The sequence below is a fragment of the Dehalococcoidales bacterium genome (genome assembly GCA_041652735.1).
Taxonomy (GTDB): domain Bacteria; phylum Chloroflexota; class Dehalococcoidia; order Dehalococcoidales; family RBG-16-60-22; genus RBG-13-51-18.
The window spans coordinates 48336-66366 of record JBAZGT010000002.1; the positions used below are offsets into that span (position 1 = coordinate 48336).

The window sequence follows — 18031 nt, forward strand, 5'->3', positions numbered from 1 at the left end:
CATCCAGCCCCGTACCAGAGTACAGAATAAAATCCGGCTGGAATCCGGGGGCGGGAAAATAGTAAGGATTGTCGCGGCTTAGTTTAGCTGGAGCCTCGCAACGACAAAAGAATAATAGGAGCCTATATTGGATTTCCGGTTTTCTCCTGAAGAAGAAGCCTTCCGTCAAGAGGTAGCCGCGCTGCTGGAAAGGGAAGTACCCGCGGAATACCGCCGCAAGCGCATGACCTTCTTTGACATGTCCGCCCAGCACGACTGGATTCAGGTGCACCGCTACATAGCGGAGCGGCTGGGGGAAAAGGGGTGGCTTTCCCTGCACTGGCCGGAGGAATACGGCGGCAGGGGGCTTTCTCCCTTCTATCGTCTTATCCTGCGGGAAGAGCTGGCCCGCTATCATTCCCCGGGGTACGACTCCATCGGCTGCGGCATCGTGGCGCCGGCTATTCTCCTGAAAGGCAGCGAGGAGCAGAAAAATCAGTACCTGCCGGGCATCGCCGCCGGCAAGGTCATGTGGTGCGAGACCCTCAGCGAGCCCAACCACGGTTCGGACCTGGCGGCGGCGGAGGTCTTCGCCAAAGAGGAAACGGACTGCTTTGTGGTCAACGGCCAGAAAATCTGGACTACCAACGGGCACTTCGCCGATTGGAACGCCCTGATAGCGCGCACGGACCGCGCCGCCAACCCCAACTACCGCGGCCTTACCTTTTTCCTGCTGGATATGAAGACGCCCGGCATCACCGTCAACCCCATCGTCAACATGGCCGGGCACCATGAGTTTAACGAAGTCTTCTTCGAGGATGTCCGCATTCCTAAAGAAAATATCGTCGGCGGGCTGAATAAAGGCTTTTACGTGGTGATGTCCCTGCTGGATTACGAACGCACCACGGATACCGTTTACGCCATCGCCGGAACCTATATTAACGACCTGGCGGAATACGCCCGCCAGAACAACCTGTTTACCCCGGTGCTGGAAAACAAGCTGGCGCAGCTGCGGGCGGACTGCGAGGTGTCCCGCTTGCTGCATTACCGCGTCGCCTGGATGCAGAGCAAGGGCATGGTGCCCAACTACGAGTCCGCCATGAGCAAGCTGTACAGCTTTGAGCTGCACCAGCGCGTTTCCGAGTTCGGCATGGATCTGGCGGGGCAGTACAGCCAGCTGGTGGAAGGCTCGCCGCGCGTGCCCATGTTCGGCCGGATACCGTCCTGCTACCTGCGCTCCTTCGGCTACAGCCTGGAGCAGGGCACCTCGGAAATCGACCGCGATGTTATCGCCCAGCGCGGGCTCGGTTTGCCGCGCCTGCGTTAGTTTGACATAAGGATTACGGAGGCCCTTTAGTGGATTTCGGTCTCAATGAACAACAGGAAATGATGCAGACCCTGGCCCGGGACTTTCTGGCCGGAGAGTACCCCAATAAAGTCCTCAAGGCTATGGTCAAGGACGAAAAAGGCTGCGCGCCGGAGCTCTGGGAGAAGATGGCGGAGATGAACCTGATGGGGCTTTCTCTGCCGGAAGAGTACGGCGGCGTGGGTGATTTCCTGGACTTGATTGTAGTGCTGGAGGAAATGGGCCGGGTATGCTTCCTGGGGCCATATTTCTCCACGGTGGCGGTCGGCGCGGCCGCTATCATGGCGGGCGGCAACAAGGAGCAGCGGGAAAAATATTTACCTGACATCGCCTCCGGCAAAGCTAATGTTACCCTGGCGCTGACCGAGCGCAAAGTGGAATATGAGGCGGACGCCTTGCAGACCATGACCATTTCGCGGGGCGGCTATTTCGTTATCAACGGCACCAAGCTTTTCGTGCCCGATGCCCAGGCCGCCGATTTCATTATCTGCGCCGCCCGGACCGGCGAATCGAACGGCGGCGGGGACGGCACCACCCTGATAATCGTGGATAGGAACGAGCCGGGCATCACCATGAGGCCCCTTAAAACCGTCTCCGGCGAAAAGCTGTACGAGGTTATCTTTGAAAACGTAAAATCCTCCGCCAGGAACGTGCTCGGAGAGGTCAATCACGGCTGGCGTATCGTGGAAAAAGTGCTGCAGCGGGCCAACGTCGCCCGGTGCGCGGAGATGGTCGGCCTGGCGCAGCAGTCCCTCAACATGACGCTGGACTACGCCAAGGAGAGGATAGCCTTCGGGCACCCCATCGGCGCTTTCCAGGCTATCCAGCACCGCTGCGCGGATATGCTCATTGATGTCGAGGGTTCCAGGTTCGCCACCTATCAGGCCGCCTGGCGCCTTAACGAGGGGCTGGACGCGGCTAAAGAAGCGGCGGCCGCCAAGGCCTGGGTCAGCCGGGCCTGCCGGCGGGTGATGACCTCCGCCCACCAGGTCCACGGCGCCATCGGCTTTACGGAAGACCACCTGCTCCATTACTACACCAAGCGTGCGCTGGCCTGCGAGTTCAGCTACGGCGGTAATGACGTTCAGCTGGCCAAACTGGCGGCACTATATAAATAGCCGGCGTTACACTCGCCGCCCCCTTTTTCCACTCCATCAAATTACGAATTATTTTGTACTATTTTGTATGTAAATGGTAAGATTGTGAAAATGAAGAGTAAGCAGCACAATATCGTATTTCAGCCTTCCGGGTTGCGGGGTAAAGTGGCGGAGGGCGTTACCGTCCTTGAAGCTGCCCGGCAACTGGGCGCCGGACTGGAAAGCCTCTGCGGCGGCAAGGGCACCTGCGGCAAGTGCAAAATACGCATTGAAGAGGGCGAATACCCTAAATATAAGATAAAGTCGGCCGTCACCGCGGTCACCAGTAATGACGAGGTCAACGCCAGATTTCTCAGCCGGCAGCAGCTCAGACAGAACTTCCGGCTGGCCTGCCAGACCCGCATTCACGGGGACGTGGTCGTTTTCGTCCCGGAGGAAAGCCGCAAAGGCCAGCAGGTGGTGCGCAAGGAAGCCACCAACCGCCAGATTAAGCTGAACCCGGCGGTGAAGAAATACTTGGTGGAGCTTAAGGCCGCTACCCTGGACGACCCCACCGGCGACTTCGAGCGGCTAACGGCGGAAATGGAAAAACGCTTTAAGCTGGCCGACCTTGTTCTTGACTATCCCGTCCTGCTCAAACTCCAGGACGCCGTCAGGAAGGGCGACTGGAAGGTCACCGTGTCCGTCTGGAAAAACAAGGAAATAGTGGATGTCCAGCCGGGGGACGCGGCGCGGTGCTACGGGCTGGCGGTGGACATCGGCACTACCACCGTGGCCGGCTATCTCTGCGACCTTGCCAGCGGCGAGGTGCTGTCTACCGATTCCATGATGAACCCGCAGGTGGCTTACGGCGAGGACGTAATGTCCCGCATCGGCTACGCCACCAAGGAAAAGGGCGGACTGAAAAAGCTGAACGGCGCTATTATCAAGGGGCTTAACTCCATCATAGTCCAGGCGACCAAAAAGGCCGGCATCAGGCCGGCGGATATCATCGATATGGCGGTGGTGGGCAATACCTGCATCCACCACCTTTTCCTGAACATAGACCCGCGCTACCTGGGTAAAGCGCCTTTTGCCCCCGCCATCCACCACTCCGTGGACGTCAAGGCGCGCGACCTCGGTCTCAGGGTTGCGGACGGCGCTTACGTGCACGTGCTGCCCAATGAAGCGGGATTCGTCGGGGCGGACAACGTGGGCGTGCTCATCGCCGAGGAGCCCTATAACCGGGACGAGATGCTGCTGATTATCGATATCGGCACCAACGGCGAATTGATATTGGGCAACCGCAAGCGACTGCTTTCTTCCTCCTGCGCCACCGGCCCCGCTTTCGAGGGGGCGGAGATAAGGCACGGCATGCGGGCGGCCGCCGGCGCTATCGAGAAGCTGAAAATCGACCCCGCTACCAAAGAGGTGCAGTTCAAGGTCATCGGCAACGATAAGTGGAATACGGAAGATAAGCAGATAGGCGCCAGGGGCATCTGCGGCTCCGGCATATTTGACGCCGCCGCCCAGCTCTTCCTCGCCGGCATCGTGGAAAAAAGCGGCCGCTTTGACATGAGTGTGAAATCGCCGCGCCTGCGCGAGGGCAGCGCCGGGGCGGAGTTCGTCATCGCCTGGGCGGCGGAGACCGCCATCGGGCATGATATCGTTATCTGCCAGAAAGATATCCGCGCCATCCAGCTCGCCAAGGGCGCCATGTATTCCGGCGCCAGAATCATGATGAATCGCCTGGGCATTGATAAAATCGATCGCGTGATACTGGCCGGCGCCTTCGGGAGCTTTATCGATAAGACCTCGGCGGCGGTTATCGGGCTGTTCCCGGACTGTGACCGACAGTACGTGTACGCGGTGGGCAACGCCGCCGGTGACGGGGCGCGCATCGCGCTGCTGAACCAGGACAAACGGGCGGAAGCGGACTACTGGGCGCGGCGCGTGGAGTACGTAGAGCTGACGCTGGAGCCGGACTTCAACCGCATTTTCACCCAGGCGCTGGCCTTCCCCCACGCCGCGGACAAGTTCCCCCACCTCAAAGACATCCTGCCCCGGGAAAAATAGCCCGGCGCATCGCTTTCAGCCTGGCTTTTCAAATAATTCCCCGCTTTTTGAGACAATAGTTACATTGCTACGGCCGGGGAGAAGTGCTACAATCTCAATATATAACGATATAACGCCATGAGCTACACCGTTACTGAAAATAGTCTGGCTGATTTGGAAGCCTTCCGGAAAGATACCCGGCAAAACCTCGACTGGCCATCCGTGTTTGTACTGCCGGAATGGATGCAGGTCTGGTGGCAGGTGTTCGGGGAGGGGCGGAAAATGCTGCTGCGGACCGTCCGGGACGGCGATGCCGTTATCGGCATAGCGCCGCTGCTGCACCGGGACGGGGTGGCTGCTTTCATCGGCGGGACGGACGTCTGCGACTATAACGACTTTATTACCGCTCCCGGCCGGGAGCAGGACTTTTTCAGCGCTTTGCTGGATTATTTGCGGAGCGGGGGTATCACCGGGCTCGACCTGAAACACGTGCGGCCGGACTCCGCTGTAATGACCTCCCTGGTCAACATCGCCGAAGGGCGCGGCTATCCCGTAACCAGCGCTAAAGAGGAAGTCTCCCTGGAAATGGAGCTGCCGTCCACCTTTGAGGCCTATCTGGAAAAGCTGGATACCAAGCAGCGCCACGAGGTCCGGCGCAAGATGCGGCGGCTGACGGAGGAGGGGACAATAGCCTACCGCTTTATCAGTCGGGGAGATGAGATGAAGCCCGCCGTGGACGCATTTTTCCGGATGTTCGTGGAGAGCCGGCAGGACAAGGCGGACTTCCTGACGGAGCAAATGAAGTCCTTTTTTAACCTGCTGGTAGCCAAAATGGCGGAGAACGGGCTGCTGCGTCTGGGCGTGCTGGAGCTGGACGGCAAGCCGGTGGCGGAAATTATGTGCTTTGATTATAACGACTGTATTTATCTCTATAACAGCGGCTACGACCCCGGTTATGTGTCCCTGAGCGCGGGGCTGCTCAGCAAGGTATTTGCCATCAAAGACAGCATCGAGCAGGGCAAGAAGAAGTTTGATTTTCTCAAAGGCGCGGAGATATACAAGTACCGCCTCGGCGGTCAGGAAGTGCCTTTATTTCACTGCCGGATAAATATACAATGAAAAGTAAAACTATGAACGATGTTAAATTAAGAATCGCCATGCTCAGCGCCCACAGCTGCCCGGTGGGGGACCTGGGGGCTAAAGATACCGGCGGCATGAGCGTCTATATCCGCGAGCTTTCCCGCGAGCTGGGGAAGAAGGGGCATACCGTGGACCTGTACACCCGCGTCCATGACCCCGTCGACCCGCGGGTTGAAGACCTGAGCGAGAATGTGCGTCTGATACACCTGCGCGCCGGGCGGGAAGCCGGCATCCAGAAAATGGCTATTTACTTTTCCCTGCCGGAATTTACCTTCAATCTGGAAAACTACTGGCAGGATAACGGCCTGAAATATGATATCGTTTTCAGCCATTACTGGATGTCCGCCCTGGTGGGCAAGTACCTCCAGTGTAAATATAAAATTCCCTATATGGCCATGTACCATACCCTCGGCGCGGTGAAAAACGCCATCGGTATCGGGGAAGGAGAACCGGCCCTGCGCATCGTTTCAGAGCGGGACACCATAGGTGAAAGCCGGCGCGTTATCGTAGCTACGGAAAAGGAAAAGCAGGATATTATCCGCTGCTACGGCGCCTGGCCGGGCAAGATAAGCGTGGTGCCCTGCGGCGTTAACATGGACTTGTTCCGGCCTCTGGATAAGGCCGCCGTCCGTAGCAAACTGGGCTTGAACGATGAAAAAATGATATTGTACGTGGGAAGAATCGACCCCCTGAAAGGTATCGGCCGGCTTTTGCAGTCCATGCCGCTGCTGGATAATGCGGAAAAAACGCGGCTAATCGTTATCGGCGGGGATGAGAACAGCCGGGAAGAGCTGGGCAAGCTGAAAGACCTGGCCGCCGCCCTCGGTATCGGCGAAAGGGTCACTTTCCAGGGGCTGATAAAACATGACAGGCTCCCGGAATACTACAATGCCGCGGATGTCTGCGTGACGCCGTCTTACTATGAAAGCTTCGGCCTGGTGCCTTTAGAATCGCTGGCCTGCGGCACGCCGGTAGTCGCCACGGATGTCGGCGATTTGCGGAACATTATCCGTCCGGGGGAAACGGGGTATATCGTGCCGGACAATACGCCGGTAAAACTGGCGGCCGGCATTATGAAAGTTTTGTCCCTTCCGCCCCTTGACCCGGCGTCGCGCCTGGCCGTCAGGGAGTCGGTCCGCGCCTGGGACTGGGCTAATGTCGCCGGGCAGGTGGCCGCGGAAATGCGGGCGGTGGTGGACCGGAAACTGGCCCCGGTAACCTGATTTAGCGGAAATAATTGAGGAGTTTTGCGGGTTATGAGTAATGATGTCTATTTGCTGGTGATATCCCCCCACCCCGACGATTGCGAGTTCGGCATAGCCGGCACGGTGGCCAGGCTGACTAAAGAAGGCAAGCAGGTGGTGTACGTCATCTGCACTAACGGGGACAAAGGCACCAGTGACCGCAGCCTGACCTCGGAAAAGTTGGCGGCCATCCGGGAGAAGGAGCAGCTGGCGGCGGCTAAAGTGCTGGGCGTCAGGGAGACCGTTTTCCTGAAATACCCCGACCAGGGACTGGAAGACTGCCACGAGTTCCGGCGCGACCTGGTACGGCAGATAAGGCGCTTTAAGCCCTACGCGGTGGCTACCTCCGACCCCTACCGCAAGTACATGTGGCACCGCGACCACCGCATGGCCGGCATCGTTACCGCGGACGCCGTTTTCCCGTATTCCCGCGACTTTCTGGCTTATCCGGAGCTCATTAAAGAGGGATTGGAGCCGCACAAAGCCCGGGAGATGTGGTTCTGGGGCTCGGACGACCCCAACTTCAAACAGGACATCACGGACACCGTGGACATCAAACTGGACGCTCTCAGATGCCATAAGAGCCAGGTGGGCGATGTCCCCCCGGAAATGCGGGAGCGCATGAAGGAATTTGCGCGCCTGAACGCCAAGGGGGAAAACTACGAGTTCGCCGAGGCTTTCCACCGCGTGGAATTAAGGCCCTAGTTTTTTTATTAGGAAGCAGCCCAGAGCACATCGCCGTAGAGGTCGGGGTTATGGGGTCGGGCGGTGAAGGCGGCGTACTCTTCTTTGGCTTTACCCACCGTGGTGCCGTCCCCGTGGCCGGGAAGTAGCCGCGCTTCATCCGGTAGTCGGAATAGCTTTTTCGTGATGGAACTCATTATCAATCTGAAGTCGTCCGGCGTTTCCGTATGCCCCGGCCCGCCCGGAAAAATCGTATCCCCCGCGAAGATGTATTCCCCCACTTTAAAGCAGGTGCTGCCCGGCGTATGCCCGGGAGTGTATATTACCTCAACTTTAAGCTTGCCCAGCGGCAGGCTGTCGCCGTCGTTGACTAGGATTTCCGGCGGTGTTTTAAGCTGCCAGGCGCTCTCCGCGTGGGTGGCCAGCGGCACCTTCAGCCGCGCCCGCAGCGAGACGATAACCCCGGTATGGTCGTAGTGGTCATGGGTCAGCAGGATGTACTTCGGCTTTGTCCCCTCCAGCCGGGCAATGATTTCCGAGGCGCCGGCCGGCGCGTCCACGACCAGGCTTTCCCCGGTACGGCGGCACACGGCGATGTAGGCGTTGGTCTCATATGGGCCCAAAGTCAGTTTCTCGATGCGGATATTATTATCATCTGCTATCAACATCTGTTGCATCCTTTTTGCATAAAGCCGGATGAATACGCTAGTATTAGTATAACATTTGATTTATCATGATTGATAGACTGGCCAGACTGGTATCCAATATCCTGAATCCTTTCCTGGTGAGCGTGGTGGTGCTGATAATGCTCTCCTTCAGGGCCACCAGTACCACCGGTGACGCCATCAAGTGGGCTGTATTTACGCTGTTACTGAGCGTACTGCCGGTTTTAGTAGTGGCCATTTACCTGTTGCAGCGGAAGAAGCTGGACGGACTTTTTTCTAATCCGCGACAGCAGCGGAATAACATATATCTGATGGCGAGCATCGTCGGCGCGCTGGGCTGCGGCTTGCTCTGGTACTTCGACGGCCCGTATTTGCTTTCCGTTACTTTTACCGCCGGACTGGACTCGATAGTCGTTTTCATGATAATCAACTATTTCTGGAAGATAAGCCTGCATACCGCTTTCACGGCGGCGGCGGTGGCGGTGATAATCATGGTTTACGGCGCCGCGGTGGCCTGGACGTCCGTCCTGGTGGTGCCGGTAGCCTGGGCCAGAATACAGCTGAAACAGCACTCTTTGCCGCAGGTGGCGACCGGCGGACTGCTGTCGGCGGCGATGGTGGTGGGGATTTTCTGGGCCTGCGGGGTGGTGTAGAAAACTTTAGGACAAGTCCTCCCGCGCCTCTCCGCCCTCTTCCTCGTCGATGCTTTCGGCGGTGCTTTCCGCCACGTCCCCTTCTTTGGATAACACGGCATCCAGCTGGTCTTTGAGACGCGCCGCCCGCGGGTAGCCGATGTGCAGCTTGCGCTGGAGGAAAGAAACGGAAACATCATCGTTTTCATGCGCCAGCTCTTTGGCCTGCTCCAGCAGCGGGTCGCGCGGGAAGCCGCCGATGGTGCCGGACGGCGTGGTGGCGATAAGCGTTTCCATCTTGAGCTTGTCCGGTTCTTCCTTCTTCTGGCTGCCCCAGAAATAGACCAGCCGGTCTATCTCGGCGTCGGAGAGGAAACAGCCCTGCAAACGCTTGGGCTTGGCGGCCTCGGTCGGCATGAAAAGCATGTCTCCCCGCCCCAGCAGCTTTTCCGCGCCGGCCCCGTCCAGGATGGTGCGTGAGTCCACCTGTGAGGTTACGGCGAAGCTGATGCGGGTGGGGAAGTTGGCTTTAATCAGGCCGGTGACCACGTCCACCGAGGGACGCTGCGTGGCGACCACCAGGTGAATGCCGGTGGCGCGGGCCAGCTGGGCCAGGCGGCAAAGGTTGGTCTCCACCTCGTCATAGCCGGCCATCATCAGGTCGGCTAGCTCATCAATCACCAGCACCAGGTAGGGCAGTATGTCGGTGCCCTTTTTGTCCTTGTTGTACCCCTCGATGTGCCTGGCCCCGGCGGCCGCCAGTTTGCGGTAGCGGTCGTCCATTTCCTGGCAGAGCCAGCGCAGGGCAGCCAGCGCCTTGGTGGTATCCACGATAACCGGCGTGGCCAGGTGCGGTATGCTGTTATACTGGGTCAGCTCCACCCGCTTGGGGTCTATCAGGATGAAGCGTACGTCATTGGGGGTATTGTGCATCATCAAACAGCAAACGATGGTGTTCAGGCAGACGGTCTTGCCGCTGCCGGTAGCGCCGGCAATCAAAAGGTGGGGCATCTTGGTGAGGTCGGAGGCGATAGCCTCGCCCCCGGCGCCCTTGCCTAAAGCCAGCGCCATTTTCGTTTTGGCTACCAGCTTCTGGAAGTTGCTGGTTTCCACCACGCCGCGCAGGCTGACCATATCGGAGGTGGTGTTGGGCACCTCCACCCCCACGAAGGACTTCCCCGGCACCGGGGCTTCGATGCGGATGGTAGGCGCCGCCAGCGCCAGCGCCAGGTCGTTGGACAGGGAGTTGATTCTTTCCACCTTGACCCTGGTCCTGGATACTTCCTCTCGCCTGACCTGGGTCTTGCCGTCGCGGTCTTTTTCCTTTATCTCTTTGTATTTAACGTCCCAGCCCGGCTCCACCCCGAACTGGGTAACGGTAGGACCGGCGTTAATCTGCACTACCTTGGAGTCCACACCGTAGCTGCCCAGTGTGTCCTCTATCAGCTTGGCGCGCTGTAAGTTGTCCGCCTCGCTGAACTGTACCTCCGGGGATGTATCCAGGATATCCACCGGCGGCAGGCTCCAGCCGTCCACCACCACTAGGTCGGACGATTGCCCGTATTTCTTCCAGACATCGCTGGCCACCTGTTTCAGGTCTGATTTGAAAGGCGCGTCGGGCTCCGCCGGCGGCCTGGGGGAGGGCTTTAAGGATACCGCCTTTTCCGCCAGGTCTTCCAGCTTTTTACGGGACAAAGTGACTTCCGGCGGTACCAGCGGTCCTTCCATATCTCTCGGTTGGGAAGGCCTCTCGAAAGAATGGCGCGGCTGCATGCCCCGCGGCATGGCGGGCTGCTTTATATCCTTGGCCGGGCCCTCGCGGTCGGCGCGGCGGTGGGTCAGCGCCCAAACCCAGTTGGCGAATTTCTGGAGCAAAAGGAAGCTCTGGCGCGGCAGGACGAAAATGATACCCAGAATAAAAAATCCCAGCATGCACAAGATGCCGGTAAACACGCCCAGCCCGGTAGGCTCCTGGCTGCCGGCCAGGCCAAAGCCGAAGCTGCCCCCCAGTACATTGGGTTCGAAGCCGGTGTTATACCTGATAATGCCCAGCAAAGCCCAGGCCGCCAGGACAAAGACGGCGCCGCCCAGCCAGCGGTTCCAGTAGGTGAAGAAAGAGCCCAGTTGGCGCTTCCAGGTCATGACCACGATGAGGATGATTATCCCGGCGATGAATATCGCGCCGAAGCGTATTCCCGTCCACACACTCTTGAAAAAGTCGGAAAGCGGGTCGCGGAACACCGCCGCCAGCGCGATGATGGTGAAAAGCACCACCAGCTGCCAGAACGGCCCGGAGGCAAAAAACTTCAGCCCGCCGGAAGAGCCCCGTTTTACCGGCCGGCTCTTGGGGCGGGACTTGGCTTTAGCGTTAACTTTTTTTTTGGCCATAAGCTCCTGAACAGGTATCCTGTTTACGGTTATACTTTGACCATAAACGGGAGAATCATAGGGCGGCGCTTGGTGCGGTCGTAATAGAACTTGTCCAGAGTATCTCTCACTTTGGTGTTGATAAAACTCCATTCGCTGACGCGCCCGCCGCTGTGGTCGAGCACTTTGACCAGCATCTCGCGGCTTTCTTCCATCATATCGCCGAAATCCTTGGGGTCGATAAACCCGCGGGTGACGATATCCGGGCGCCCTACCAGTTTGCCGGTCTGCTTGTTCACGGCGATGATGACCACCACGATGCCGTCGCGGGAAAGCATTTTACGGGTGCGCAGCACCACCCCGCCGATATCCCCCACGCTCAGGCCGTCCACGTAAACATGCCCGGTGCTTACCTTGCCGTTTACCTTGGCGCTGTTGGCGTTAATCTCCAGCACGTCCCCGTCCTCCATCACGAAGATATTGGCGGCAGGTACGCCGACCGACTCCGCTAGACGGGCGTGCAGGCTGAGGTGGCGGTATTCCCCGTGCACCGGGGCGAAAAACTTGGGTTTGACCAGGCTGAGGATAAGCTTGAGCTCTTCCTGGCTGCCGTGGCCGTGCACGTGCACCTGCCCCAGCTTGTTATAAATCACCTGGGCGCCCTGTTTGAAAAGGCTGTCCACGGTGCGGTTGACCAGGGACTCGTTGCCGGGAACGGGCGTGGAAGACAGTATGATGGTATCGCCGCGCTGGATATGCACGTGCTTATGGTCGCGGTTGGCCATTCGCACCAGCGCCGAGGTAGGCTCTCCCTGGCTGCCGGTGGTTACCAGGACGATTTTATTGTTGGGCAGGCCCTTCATATCTTCGATTCTGCCGATGACGCCGTCCGGCGCGATAATGTAGCCCAGCTCCAGGGCGATGCGCACCGTTTCCGTCATGCTGCGCCCCACCACGAAGACGCGCCGCTGGTGCCGGGCGGCGGCGTCGATTACCTGCTGGATGCGTGATATCAGCGAGGAGAAGGTAGTCACGATTACCCTGCCCTGGGCGTTGGCGATAAAGTGCTCCAGTGATTCGCCGACCGACTGCTCGGAAGGCGTGTAGCCGGGCAGCTCGGCGTAAGTGGAGTCGGAAAGCAGCAGCAAAACCCCCTGCGCGCCCAGCTGTGCCAGGCGGGAAAGGTCGGTCGGCTTGCCGCTAACCGGCGTATGGTCGATTTTAAAGTCGCCGCTGTGGATGACGATGCCCTCAGGCGTGTGGATAATGATGCCGCAGGCATCCGGGATACTGTGGCAGACGGGGAAAAGCTCTATCCGGAACTTGCCCAGGGTCACTTCCTTGCCGGTGGCCAGCACCTTCAGGTTCACGCCCTCGCGCGTCCTTCTCTCCTTGAGCTTGACGCGGATAAGCCCTTCGGTCAGCTTGGTGGCGTAAACGGGCACGTTATCCAGCTGCGGCAGCAGATAGGGCAGCGCGCCGATATGGTCTTCGTGGCCGTGGGTGATGATGATGCCTCTGACCTTTTCTTTTCTTTCGGTGACATAGCTGAAGTCCGGTATGACCAAGTCTATGCCGAGCATTTCTTCCTCCGGGAACATGAGACCTGCGTCGATGATGATGATGTCGTTTTCATACTCCAGCACCATCATGTTTTTGCCGATTTCTCCCAGGCCCCCGAGAGGAATAACTTTTAGTTTTGATTTGGACATTATATTTTACTTAAACCTCAAACATATTTAGTTGCTGCGCCGGTGGCGGCGGCGGTTTTTCTTCCTGCACGCTTTTGGCCTCCGCCAGCAGGCCGGTTATCTTCTGCATGTCCGCTTCTATCGCCTGCTGCAGACTGCGCTGGTGCAAAGCGGCGGCGGGGTGGTACATGGCAAAGTAAAGCACGCCGTCCCGCTTTACCGCCGTGCCGTGTATCTTGCTGATGGTCTTGCCCGGGAAGTACCTGGCCATGGAATAGCGCCCCAGGGTGACAATCATCTTGGGCTTGATGATGGCGATCTGTTTATCCAGCCAGTCGGCGCAGTTCTGTATTTCCGTGGGCAAAGGGTCGCGGTTATCCGGGGGGCGGCACTTGATAACATTGGCGATATATACCTGTTTACGGTCAAGGCCGATGGAAGCCAGCAGCCGGTCCAGGAATTGCCCCGCCTGGCCCACGAACGGGCGACCCTGCTGGTCTTCGTGCCAGCCCGGGGCCTCGCCGATAAACATGATTTCAGCGTTTTCCGCGCCCTCTCCGGGCACGACCTTGGTGCGCAATCTGGCTATATCACATTTATGGCAAAGCGCTATTTGCTGGTAAAGCTCAGTAAGTGCGGACATGTCTATTATCTCTGGAAGTATGATAGCACCGGAAATATGTCAAGTCAATCGGATATATCAATAGAGAAGCTACCTGACCACCGGGAAACCCTGCGCCGTCCAGTCCGTAATGCCGCCGCTCATGTTGTATATGTGCTGAAAACCCATCTCCCGCATGATATCGCGGGCGGCGGCGCTGCGGGCCCCGGTACGGCAGTAGACGATGTACAAATCGGCCTTGTCGAACTGCCCCAGGTCATCCTTGAAATCCGGTGCATAGTAGTCCCGGTTCAGTGCGGCCTGGATATGCCCGGCGGCAAACTCTTCCGGCATCCTCACGTCGAGGATGGTGAATCCGTGCTGCCCGGCGTGTTGAGCAATTATGGCATACGCTTCCGTGACGGAGACATCTGCGGCGAACTGCTCGGTCACCGGACTCTGGTAAGAAAAATCCACCGCCTCGCCGGTGATATAGCCGCAGCCGCCGGTCGCTAATGCCAGCGCCAGGAGCAGGGCAGGAACAAATATTATCCGGTTTTTTTTCATGCAGTTACAGTGCCGCCAGCTTGACGGAATAAACGTCCGGGATGGCCAGAATCTGCTGCTGGGCTTTTTCCGGCAGCGGCTCGTCCAGGATCAATACCAGCAGTGCCTGGCCGCGTGGCTTGAGCCGGCCCAGGTGCATGGAGCTGATGTTCACGTTGGCGTCCCCGGTGATTTTACCCACCGCCCCGATGAATCCCGGCCGGTCGCGGTGGTCGCTGAACAGGAAGTAGGCGCCGGGCGCCGGCACGATGTCCAGCCAGTAATCATTCACCCGCACGATGTGCGACTCATTATTCATGATGGTGCCCGCCACCGTCCAGACTCCTTTGGTGCTGGAAATTTCCAGTGTCAGCAGGCTGGTATAGTTCACGCAGGTAGTCTCTTTTTCCTCGATAATAGTCAGACCGCGTTTGGCGGCGATTACGTTGCAGTTGACGATATTGACTCTCTCTTCGCTCATGCCTGACAGCAGACCGCCCACCACCGCCGATTTCAGCAGGCTCGTGTCATAGTTGGCGATGTCCCCGTTGTACTTGATGCGGATGGTCTTGGACTGCCCCTCGGCCAGCTTGTAGGCCAGTTTACATAATGATGTCGCCAGCTTGATGTAGGGCGTCAGCGCCGTTAGCGTTTCGGACGGGATATAGGGGACGTTGATGGCCGCCCTGGCCGGCAGGCCTTTAAAGATATCGGCTATCTGCTCGGCTACGTCCCGCGCCGCCAGCACCTGTGCCTCGGCGGTGGAGGCGCCCAGGTGGGGGGTAACGATAATGTTGTCCTCGCCGAAGAGCACACTCTCCGTGCAGGGCTCTTTTTCGAATACATCCACGGCCGCCCCGGCCACCCTTTTCTCGTGGATGGCTTTGACCAGCTCTTTTTCGTCGATAAGGCCGCCGCGGGCGCAGTTGACGATGCGCATCCCGTGTTTGGACATGCCCAGCTCTTTAGCCCCGATAATCCCCTTGGTCTGGGGGGTCAGGGGGATATGGAGGGTAATAAAGTCCGACTCTTTCATCAGCTGCGGCAGCTCCACCAGCGTCACGCCCAGCTTTTTGGCGTATTCCTCGGACACCAGCGGGTCGATGCCGATAAGCCTCATCTCGAAAGCCGCGGCGCGCTTGGCCACCTCCGACCCCACATTGCCCAGCCCGATAATGCCCAGCGTCTTGCCCCGCAGCTCGGTGCCCATGAACTCGTTGCGCTTCCACTGGCAGGCTTTCAGGGAGACGTTGGCCTGCGGAATATTGCGCGCCAGCGCCAGCATCAGCGCGAAGGCATGCTCGGCGGCGGAGACGGTATTGCCGGTGGGGGCGTTGACCACCACCACCCCGCAGCGCGTGGCCGCTTCCACGTCCACGTTGTCGATGCCCACGCCGGCGCGGGCGATGACCTGGAGGTTCTTCCCCGCCTCGATGATGGCCGCCGTGACCTTGGTCTGGCTGCGCACCATCAGGGCGTCGTAATCGCCGATAATGGCGATTATCTCATCCGGCTTCAGGTTCGTCTTGATGTCCACCTGCGCCTGCTGGCGTAGGATATCTATGCCTTCCTCGGAAATAGGGTCGGTAACCAGTACTTTTTTACGTTTGTCCGCCATGAGGACCTTCCTTATTGTCAGCTATTTTTTAAATCCGGCCAGCGGTAAGACTTTCTGTATGGCCGCCAGCACTTCTTTGGCGTCTTTTTCCGTCACCATGCCCAGGTGGCCGATGCGGAATATCTTGCCGTCCAGTGTTTGCTGTCCGCCGGCCAGCACCACTTTATATTCTTCCCGGAGTACTTGGCGCAGCTTTTTGCCGTCCAGGCTGGCCGGGATTCCCACGGCCGTGACCGTGTTGGAGGCGTATTTTTCGTCGGCGAAGAGGGGCAATCCCATCTCTTTTATGCCGTCGCGTACCATCTGCGCTATCCGCGTGTGCCGCGTGAAGATATTCTCGATGCCCTCCGCCAGCATCATCTTCAGCGCTACCGTAAGCGCATAGACGATGGATATGGCCGGCGTCCAGGGGTTCTCTTTCTTCTCGTCGTAGTTTTTCTTGGCGCGGGCATAGTCCCAGTAAAAGCACGGCATCTTGGCCGCGGCCTTGGCCTGCCACGCTGCCGCGCTGACACTGGCGAAAGCCATGCCGGGCGGCACCATCCAGCCCTTCTGCGAGCCGGAGATAACTACGTCGCAGCCCCACTTGTCCACCGGCAGGTTGATGGAGCTAAGGCTGCTGATGGCGTCCACGATTAATAGCTTGCCGGCGTCTTTCACTACCTTGCTCAGCGCGGCCAGGTCATTGGTGACGCCGGTGGATGTTTCATTATGGGTAATAAGCACAGCTTTAACGCCGGGGTTGTCTTTAATCGCCTTCTTCACCGCGTCCGGGTCGGCGGCTTTGCCCCACTCCACCTTGAGATTGACGACGTCCGCCCCGAAGGTCTTGGCGATGCTGGCGAAGCGGTCGCCGAAGACGCCGATGCTGACCGAGAGCACCTTGTCTCCCGGCGAGAGCGTATTCACTACCGCGGACTCCAGTCCGCCGGTGCCGGAGCCGGTGAGCATCAGGACATCGCTCTTGGTCTGGAATACTTTTTTCAGGTCCTCCGTCGCGTCCGTGAGCATCTGGTGGAACTCCGGGCCGCGGTGGTTGACCATCTGCCAGGCCATGGCTTTGAGTACTTCCGGGGGACAGGGGGTAGGGCCGGGAACGCGCAGCTGTGTCATTTGTTTCTCCTTGATGATATTATATAATTTATGTTGTTTTCAGGTAACGTCTTTTGCCTACTTTGATGGTGACGCCTTTGGCCACGTCCTGGTTGGCGTCCGCCGCTTTCTGACCGTCCAGGGTCACGGCGCCCTGTTTGATAAGCCGTACCGCCTCGCTGCGGCTGGCACACAGTCCGGACTGGGCTAGAAGCTGGCTCAGGGAAATATCGCCTTGTAAGGCATACTCCGTGATGTCGTCCGGCAGCTCTTTGTTCTGCACCGTCTTTTCAAAATACGTTTCCGCGGCATCGGCGTCCTTTTCATTATAATATTGCGTCACCAGGGTCTTGGCCAGGCGTTTTTTCAGCGCCATGGGATTGACGCCGCTGTCCAGCTGTTGTTTAATTTCCGCCAGTTCTTCGGGCGAGACACCGGTCAAAAGCTCGTAATACTGAAAAATTATGGCGTCCGGAATGGACATGGTCTTGCCGTAGATATTTTCCGGCGACTCGGCAATGCCGATGTAGTTGCCGCGGCTTTTGCTCATACGGTTAACGCCGTCCGTCCCCACCAGCACCGGGAAGGTAAGACAGACCAGCGGCTTTTGCCCGAAGGATTCCTGTAAACGCCGCCCGGCCATCAGGTTAAAAAGCTGTTCCGTCGCGCCCAGCTGCACGTCCGCTTTGAGGTGAACGGCGTCATAGCCCTGGGCCAGCGGGTACAGGAATTCACGCAGCCAGATGGGGTCGTTTTTATCCAGCCTGGCCCGTATCCTGTCCCTGACCATGAACTGCTGCACGGTAAAACAGGAAGCCATGCTGATAACATCCATGAATGTAAGCTTGCTCAACCAGTCGTAATTATATTTTACCGATGTCTTTTCCCGGTCGAGTATCTTGAATGCCTGGTCGGAGTAGGTCTTGGCGTTCTTCCTGACCAGTTCCTCCAGCGCCATGGCGCGCGCTTCATCGCGGTCGCTCGGGTCGCCGATGAGTGTCGTAAAAGTCCCGATGAGAAACGTCACGTCGTGCCCGTAGTCCTGGAACTGGCGGAGTTTGCGTATCGTAATCGTGTGTCCCAGGTGCAGGTCAGGCGCGGTAACATCATAGCCGCAATAGACGCGGAGCGGGCGGCCTTCGCTTTTGGCTTCTATCAATCTTTGCCGCAGCTCTTTGGTCATCATTTCCTTGATTTGCGGGTCGCCGAATTCGGAACCCTGCATCAAGGTTATGACCTGTCTATCTATGGTGTCCACCGGGAATACCCCCTTCA

The 18031-nt window shown here is 58.4% G+C and carries 15 protein-coding genes; 7 read left to right on the forward strand and 8 right to left on the reverse strand.

The window, feature by feature from the left end:
• Positions 1-127 precede the first annotated feature (127 nt).
• The 6 genes from WC370_01015 to WC370_01040 all read left to right on the forward strand — a co-directional run bounded on the left by WC370_01015 (position 128) and on the right by WC370_01040 (position 7565).
• Positions 128-1306: an acyl-CoA dehydrogenase family protein gene (locus WC370_01015; GenBank protein MFA5308051.1), complete on the forward strand. Its 1179-nt coding sequence runs from the start codon at positions 128-130 to the stop codon at positions 1304-1306.
• Positions 1307-1335: 29 nt separating this feature from the next.
• Positions 1336-2463, forward strand: coding sequence for an acyl-CoA dehydrogenase family protein (locus WC370_01020; GenBank protein ID MFA5308052.1), 1128 nt, complete (start codon positions 1336-1338; stop codon positions 2461-2463).
• A 90-nt stretch (positions 2464-2553) separates the two neighbouring features.
• A complete protein-coding gene (locus tag WC370_01025) occupies positions 2554-4497 on the forward strand; it encodes an ASKHA domain-containing protein (protein ID MFA5308053.1) in 1944 nt (647 codons plus the stop codon).
• A gap of 117 nt (positions 4498-4614) precedes the next feature.
• Positions 4615-5595, forward strand: a complete 981-nt coding sequence (locus WC370_01030; protein ID MFA5308054.1) for a GNAT family N-acetyltransferase — start codon at positions 4615-4617, stop codon at positions 5593-5595.
• Entirely contained in the window at positions 5592-6839 is a 1248-nt protein-coding gene (locus WC370_01035; protein MFA5308055.1) for a glycosyltransferase, read from the forward strand. The genes WC370_01030 and WC370_01035 overlap by 4 nt, the downstream gene beginning before the upstream one ends.
• Positions 6840-6872: 33 nt before the next feature.
• Complete coding sequence (locus WC370_01040) at positions 6873-7565, forward strand: PIG-L deacetylase family protein (GenBank protein MFA5308056.1); 693 nt, start codon at positions 6873-6875, stop codon at positions 7563-7565.
• 8 nt (positions 7566-7573) lie between these two features.
• Here WC370_01040 and WC370_01045 read toward each other — a convergent pair whose 3' ends face one another.
• On the reverse strand, positions 7574-8212 hold the full coding sequence (locus WC370_01045) for an MBL fold metallo-hydrolase (protein ID MFA5308057.1): 639 nt from the start codon (positions 8210-8212) through the stop codon (positions 7574-7576).
• Positions 8213-8277: 65 nt separating this feature from the next.
• Here WC370_01045 and WC370_01050 point away from each other — a divergent pair, with 65 nt between their 5' ends.
• On the forward strand, positions 8278-8862 hold the full coding sequence (locus WC370_01050; protein ID MFA5308058.1) for a hypothetical protein: 585 nt from the start codon (positions 8278-8280) through the stop codon (positions 8860-8862).
• A gap of 6 nt (positions 8863-8868) precedes the next feature.
• Here the strand turns inward: WC370_01050 and WC370_01055 are convergent, their stop codons facing one another.
• The 7 genes from WC370_01055 to tyrS form a co-directional block, all read right to left on the reverse strand.
• Positions 8869-11229 carry a DNA translocase FtsK gene (locus WC370_01055; protein MFA5308059.1) on the reverse strand — a complete coding sequence of 787 codons (2361 nt, stop codon included), beginning with the start codon at positions 11227-11229 and terminating at the stop codon, positions 8869-8871.
• Positions 11230-11258: 29 nt separating this feature from the next.
• Complete coding sequence (locus tag WC370_01060) at positions 11259-12920, reverse strand: ribonuclease J (GenBank protein ID MFA5308060.1); 1662 nt, start codon at positions 12918-12920, stop codon at positions 11259-11261.
• A 10-nt stretch (positions 12921-12930) separates the two neighbouring features.
• Positions 12931-13542, reverse strand: a complete 612-nt coding sequence (locus WC370_01065; protein MFA5308061.1) for a uracil-DNA glycosylase — start codon at positions 13540-13542, stop codon at positions 12931-12933.
• 69 nt (positions 13543-13611) lie between these two features.
• Positions 13612-14067, reverse strand: coding sequence for a rhodanese-like domain-containing protein (locus tag WC370_01070; GenBank protein ID MFA5308062.1), 456 nt, complete (start codon positions 14065-14067; stop codon positions 13612-13614).
• A 4-nt stretch (positions 14068-14071) separates the two neighbouring features.
• Positions 14072-15664, reverse strand: coding sequence for a phosphoglycerate dehydrogenase (serA, locus tag WC370_01075; GenBank protein MFA5308063.1), 1593 nt, complete (start codon positions 15662-15664; stop codon positions 14072-14074).
• 21 nt (positions 15665-15685) lie between these two features.
• Positions 15686-16777: an alanine--glyoxylate aminotransferase family protein gene (locus tag WC370_01080; GenBank protein MFA5308064.1), complete on the reverse strand. Its 1092-nt coding sequence runs from the start codon at positions 16775-16777 to the stop codon at positions 15686-15688.
• Positions 16778-16805: 28 nt separating this feature from the next.
• The gene (tyrS, locus tag WC370_01085; protein MFA5308065.1) at positions 16806-18014 is read right to left on the reverse strand and encodes a tyrosine--tRNA ligase; all 1209 of its coding nucleotides are present in this window, start codon (positions 18012-18014) and stop codon (positions 16806-16808) included.
• Between the last annotated feature and the right edge of the window lie 17 nt (positions 18015-18031).

Coding starts and splice junctions, on each gene's coding strand:
- WC370_01030 (MFA5308054.1), top strand. CDS start 4,615: ATGAGCTACACCGTTACTGAAAATAGTCTGGCTGATTTGGAAGCCTTC.
- WC370_01070 (MFA5308062.1), bottom strand. CDS start 14,067: ATGAAAAAAAACCGGATAATATTTGTTCCTGCCCTGCTCCTGGCGCTG.
- serA (MFA5308063.1), bottom strand. CDS start 15,664: ATGGCGGACAAACGTAAAAAAGTACTGGTTACCGACCCTATTTCCGAG.
- WC370_01025 (MFA5308053.1), top strand. CDS start 2,554: ATGAAGAGTAAGCAGCACAATATCGTATTTCAGCCTTCCGGGTTGCGG.
- WC370_01045 (MFA5308057.1), bottom strand. CDS start 8,212: ATGTTGATAGCAGATGATAATAATATCCGCATCGAGAAACTGACTTTG.
- WC370_01065 (MFA5308061.1), bottom strand. CDS start 13,542: ATGTCCGCACTTACTGAGCTTTACCAGCAAATAGCGCTTTGCCATAAA.
- WC370_01050 (MFA5308058.1), top strand. CDS start 8,278: ATGATTGATAGACTGGCCAGACTGGTATCCAATATCCTGAATCCTTTC.
- WC370_01055 (MFA5308059.1), bottom strand. CDS start 11,229: ATGGCCAAAAAAAAAGTTAACGCTAAAGCCAAGTCCCGCCCCAAGAGC.
- WC370_01040 (MFA5308056.1), top strand. CDS start 6,873: ATGAGTAATGATGTCTATTTGCTGGTGATATCCCCCCACCCCGACGAT.
- WC370_01035 (MFA5308055.1), top strand. CDS start 5,592: ATGAAAAGTAAAACTATGAACGATGTTAAATTAAGAATCGCCATGCTC.
- WC370_01080 (MFA5308064.1), bottom strand. CDS start 16,777: ATGACACAGCTGCGCGTTCCCGGCCCTACCCCCTGTCCCCCGGAAGTA.
- WC370_01060 (MFA5308060.1), bottom strand. CDS start 12,920: ATGTCCAAATCAAAACTAAAAGTTATTCCTCTCGGGGGCCTGGGAGAA.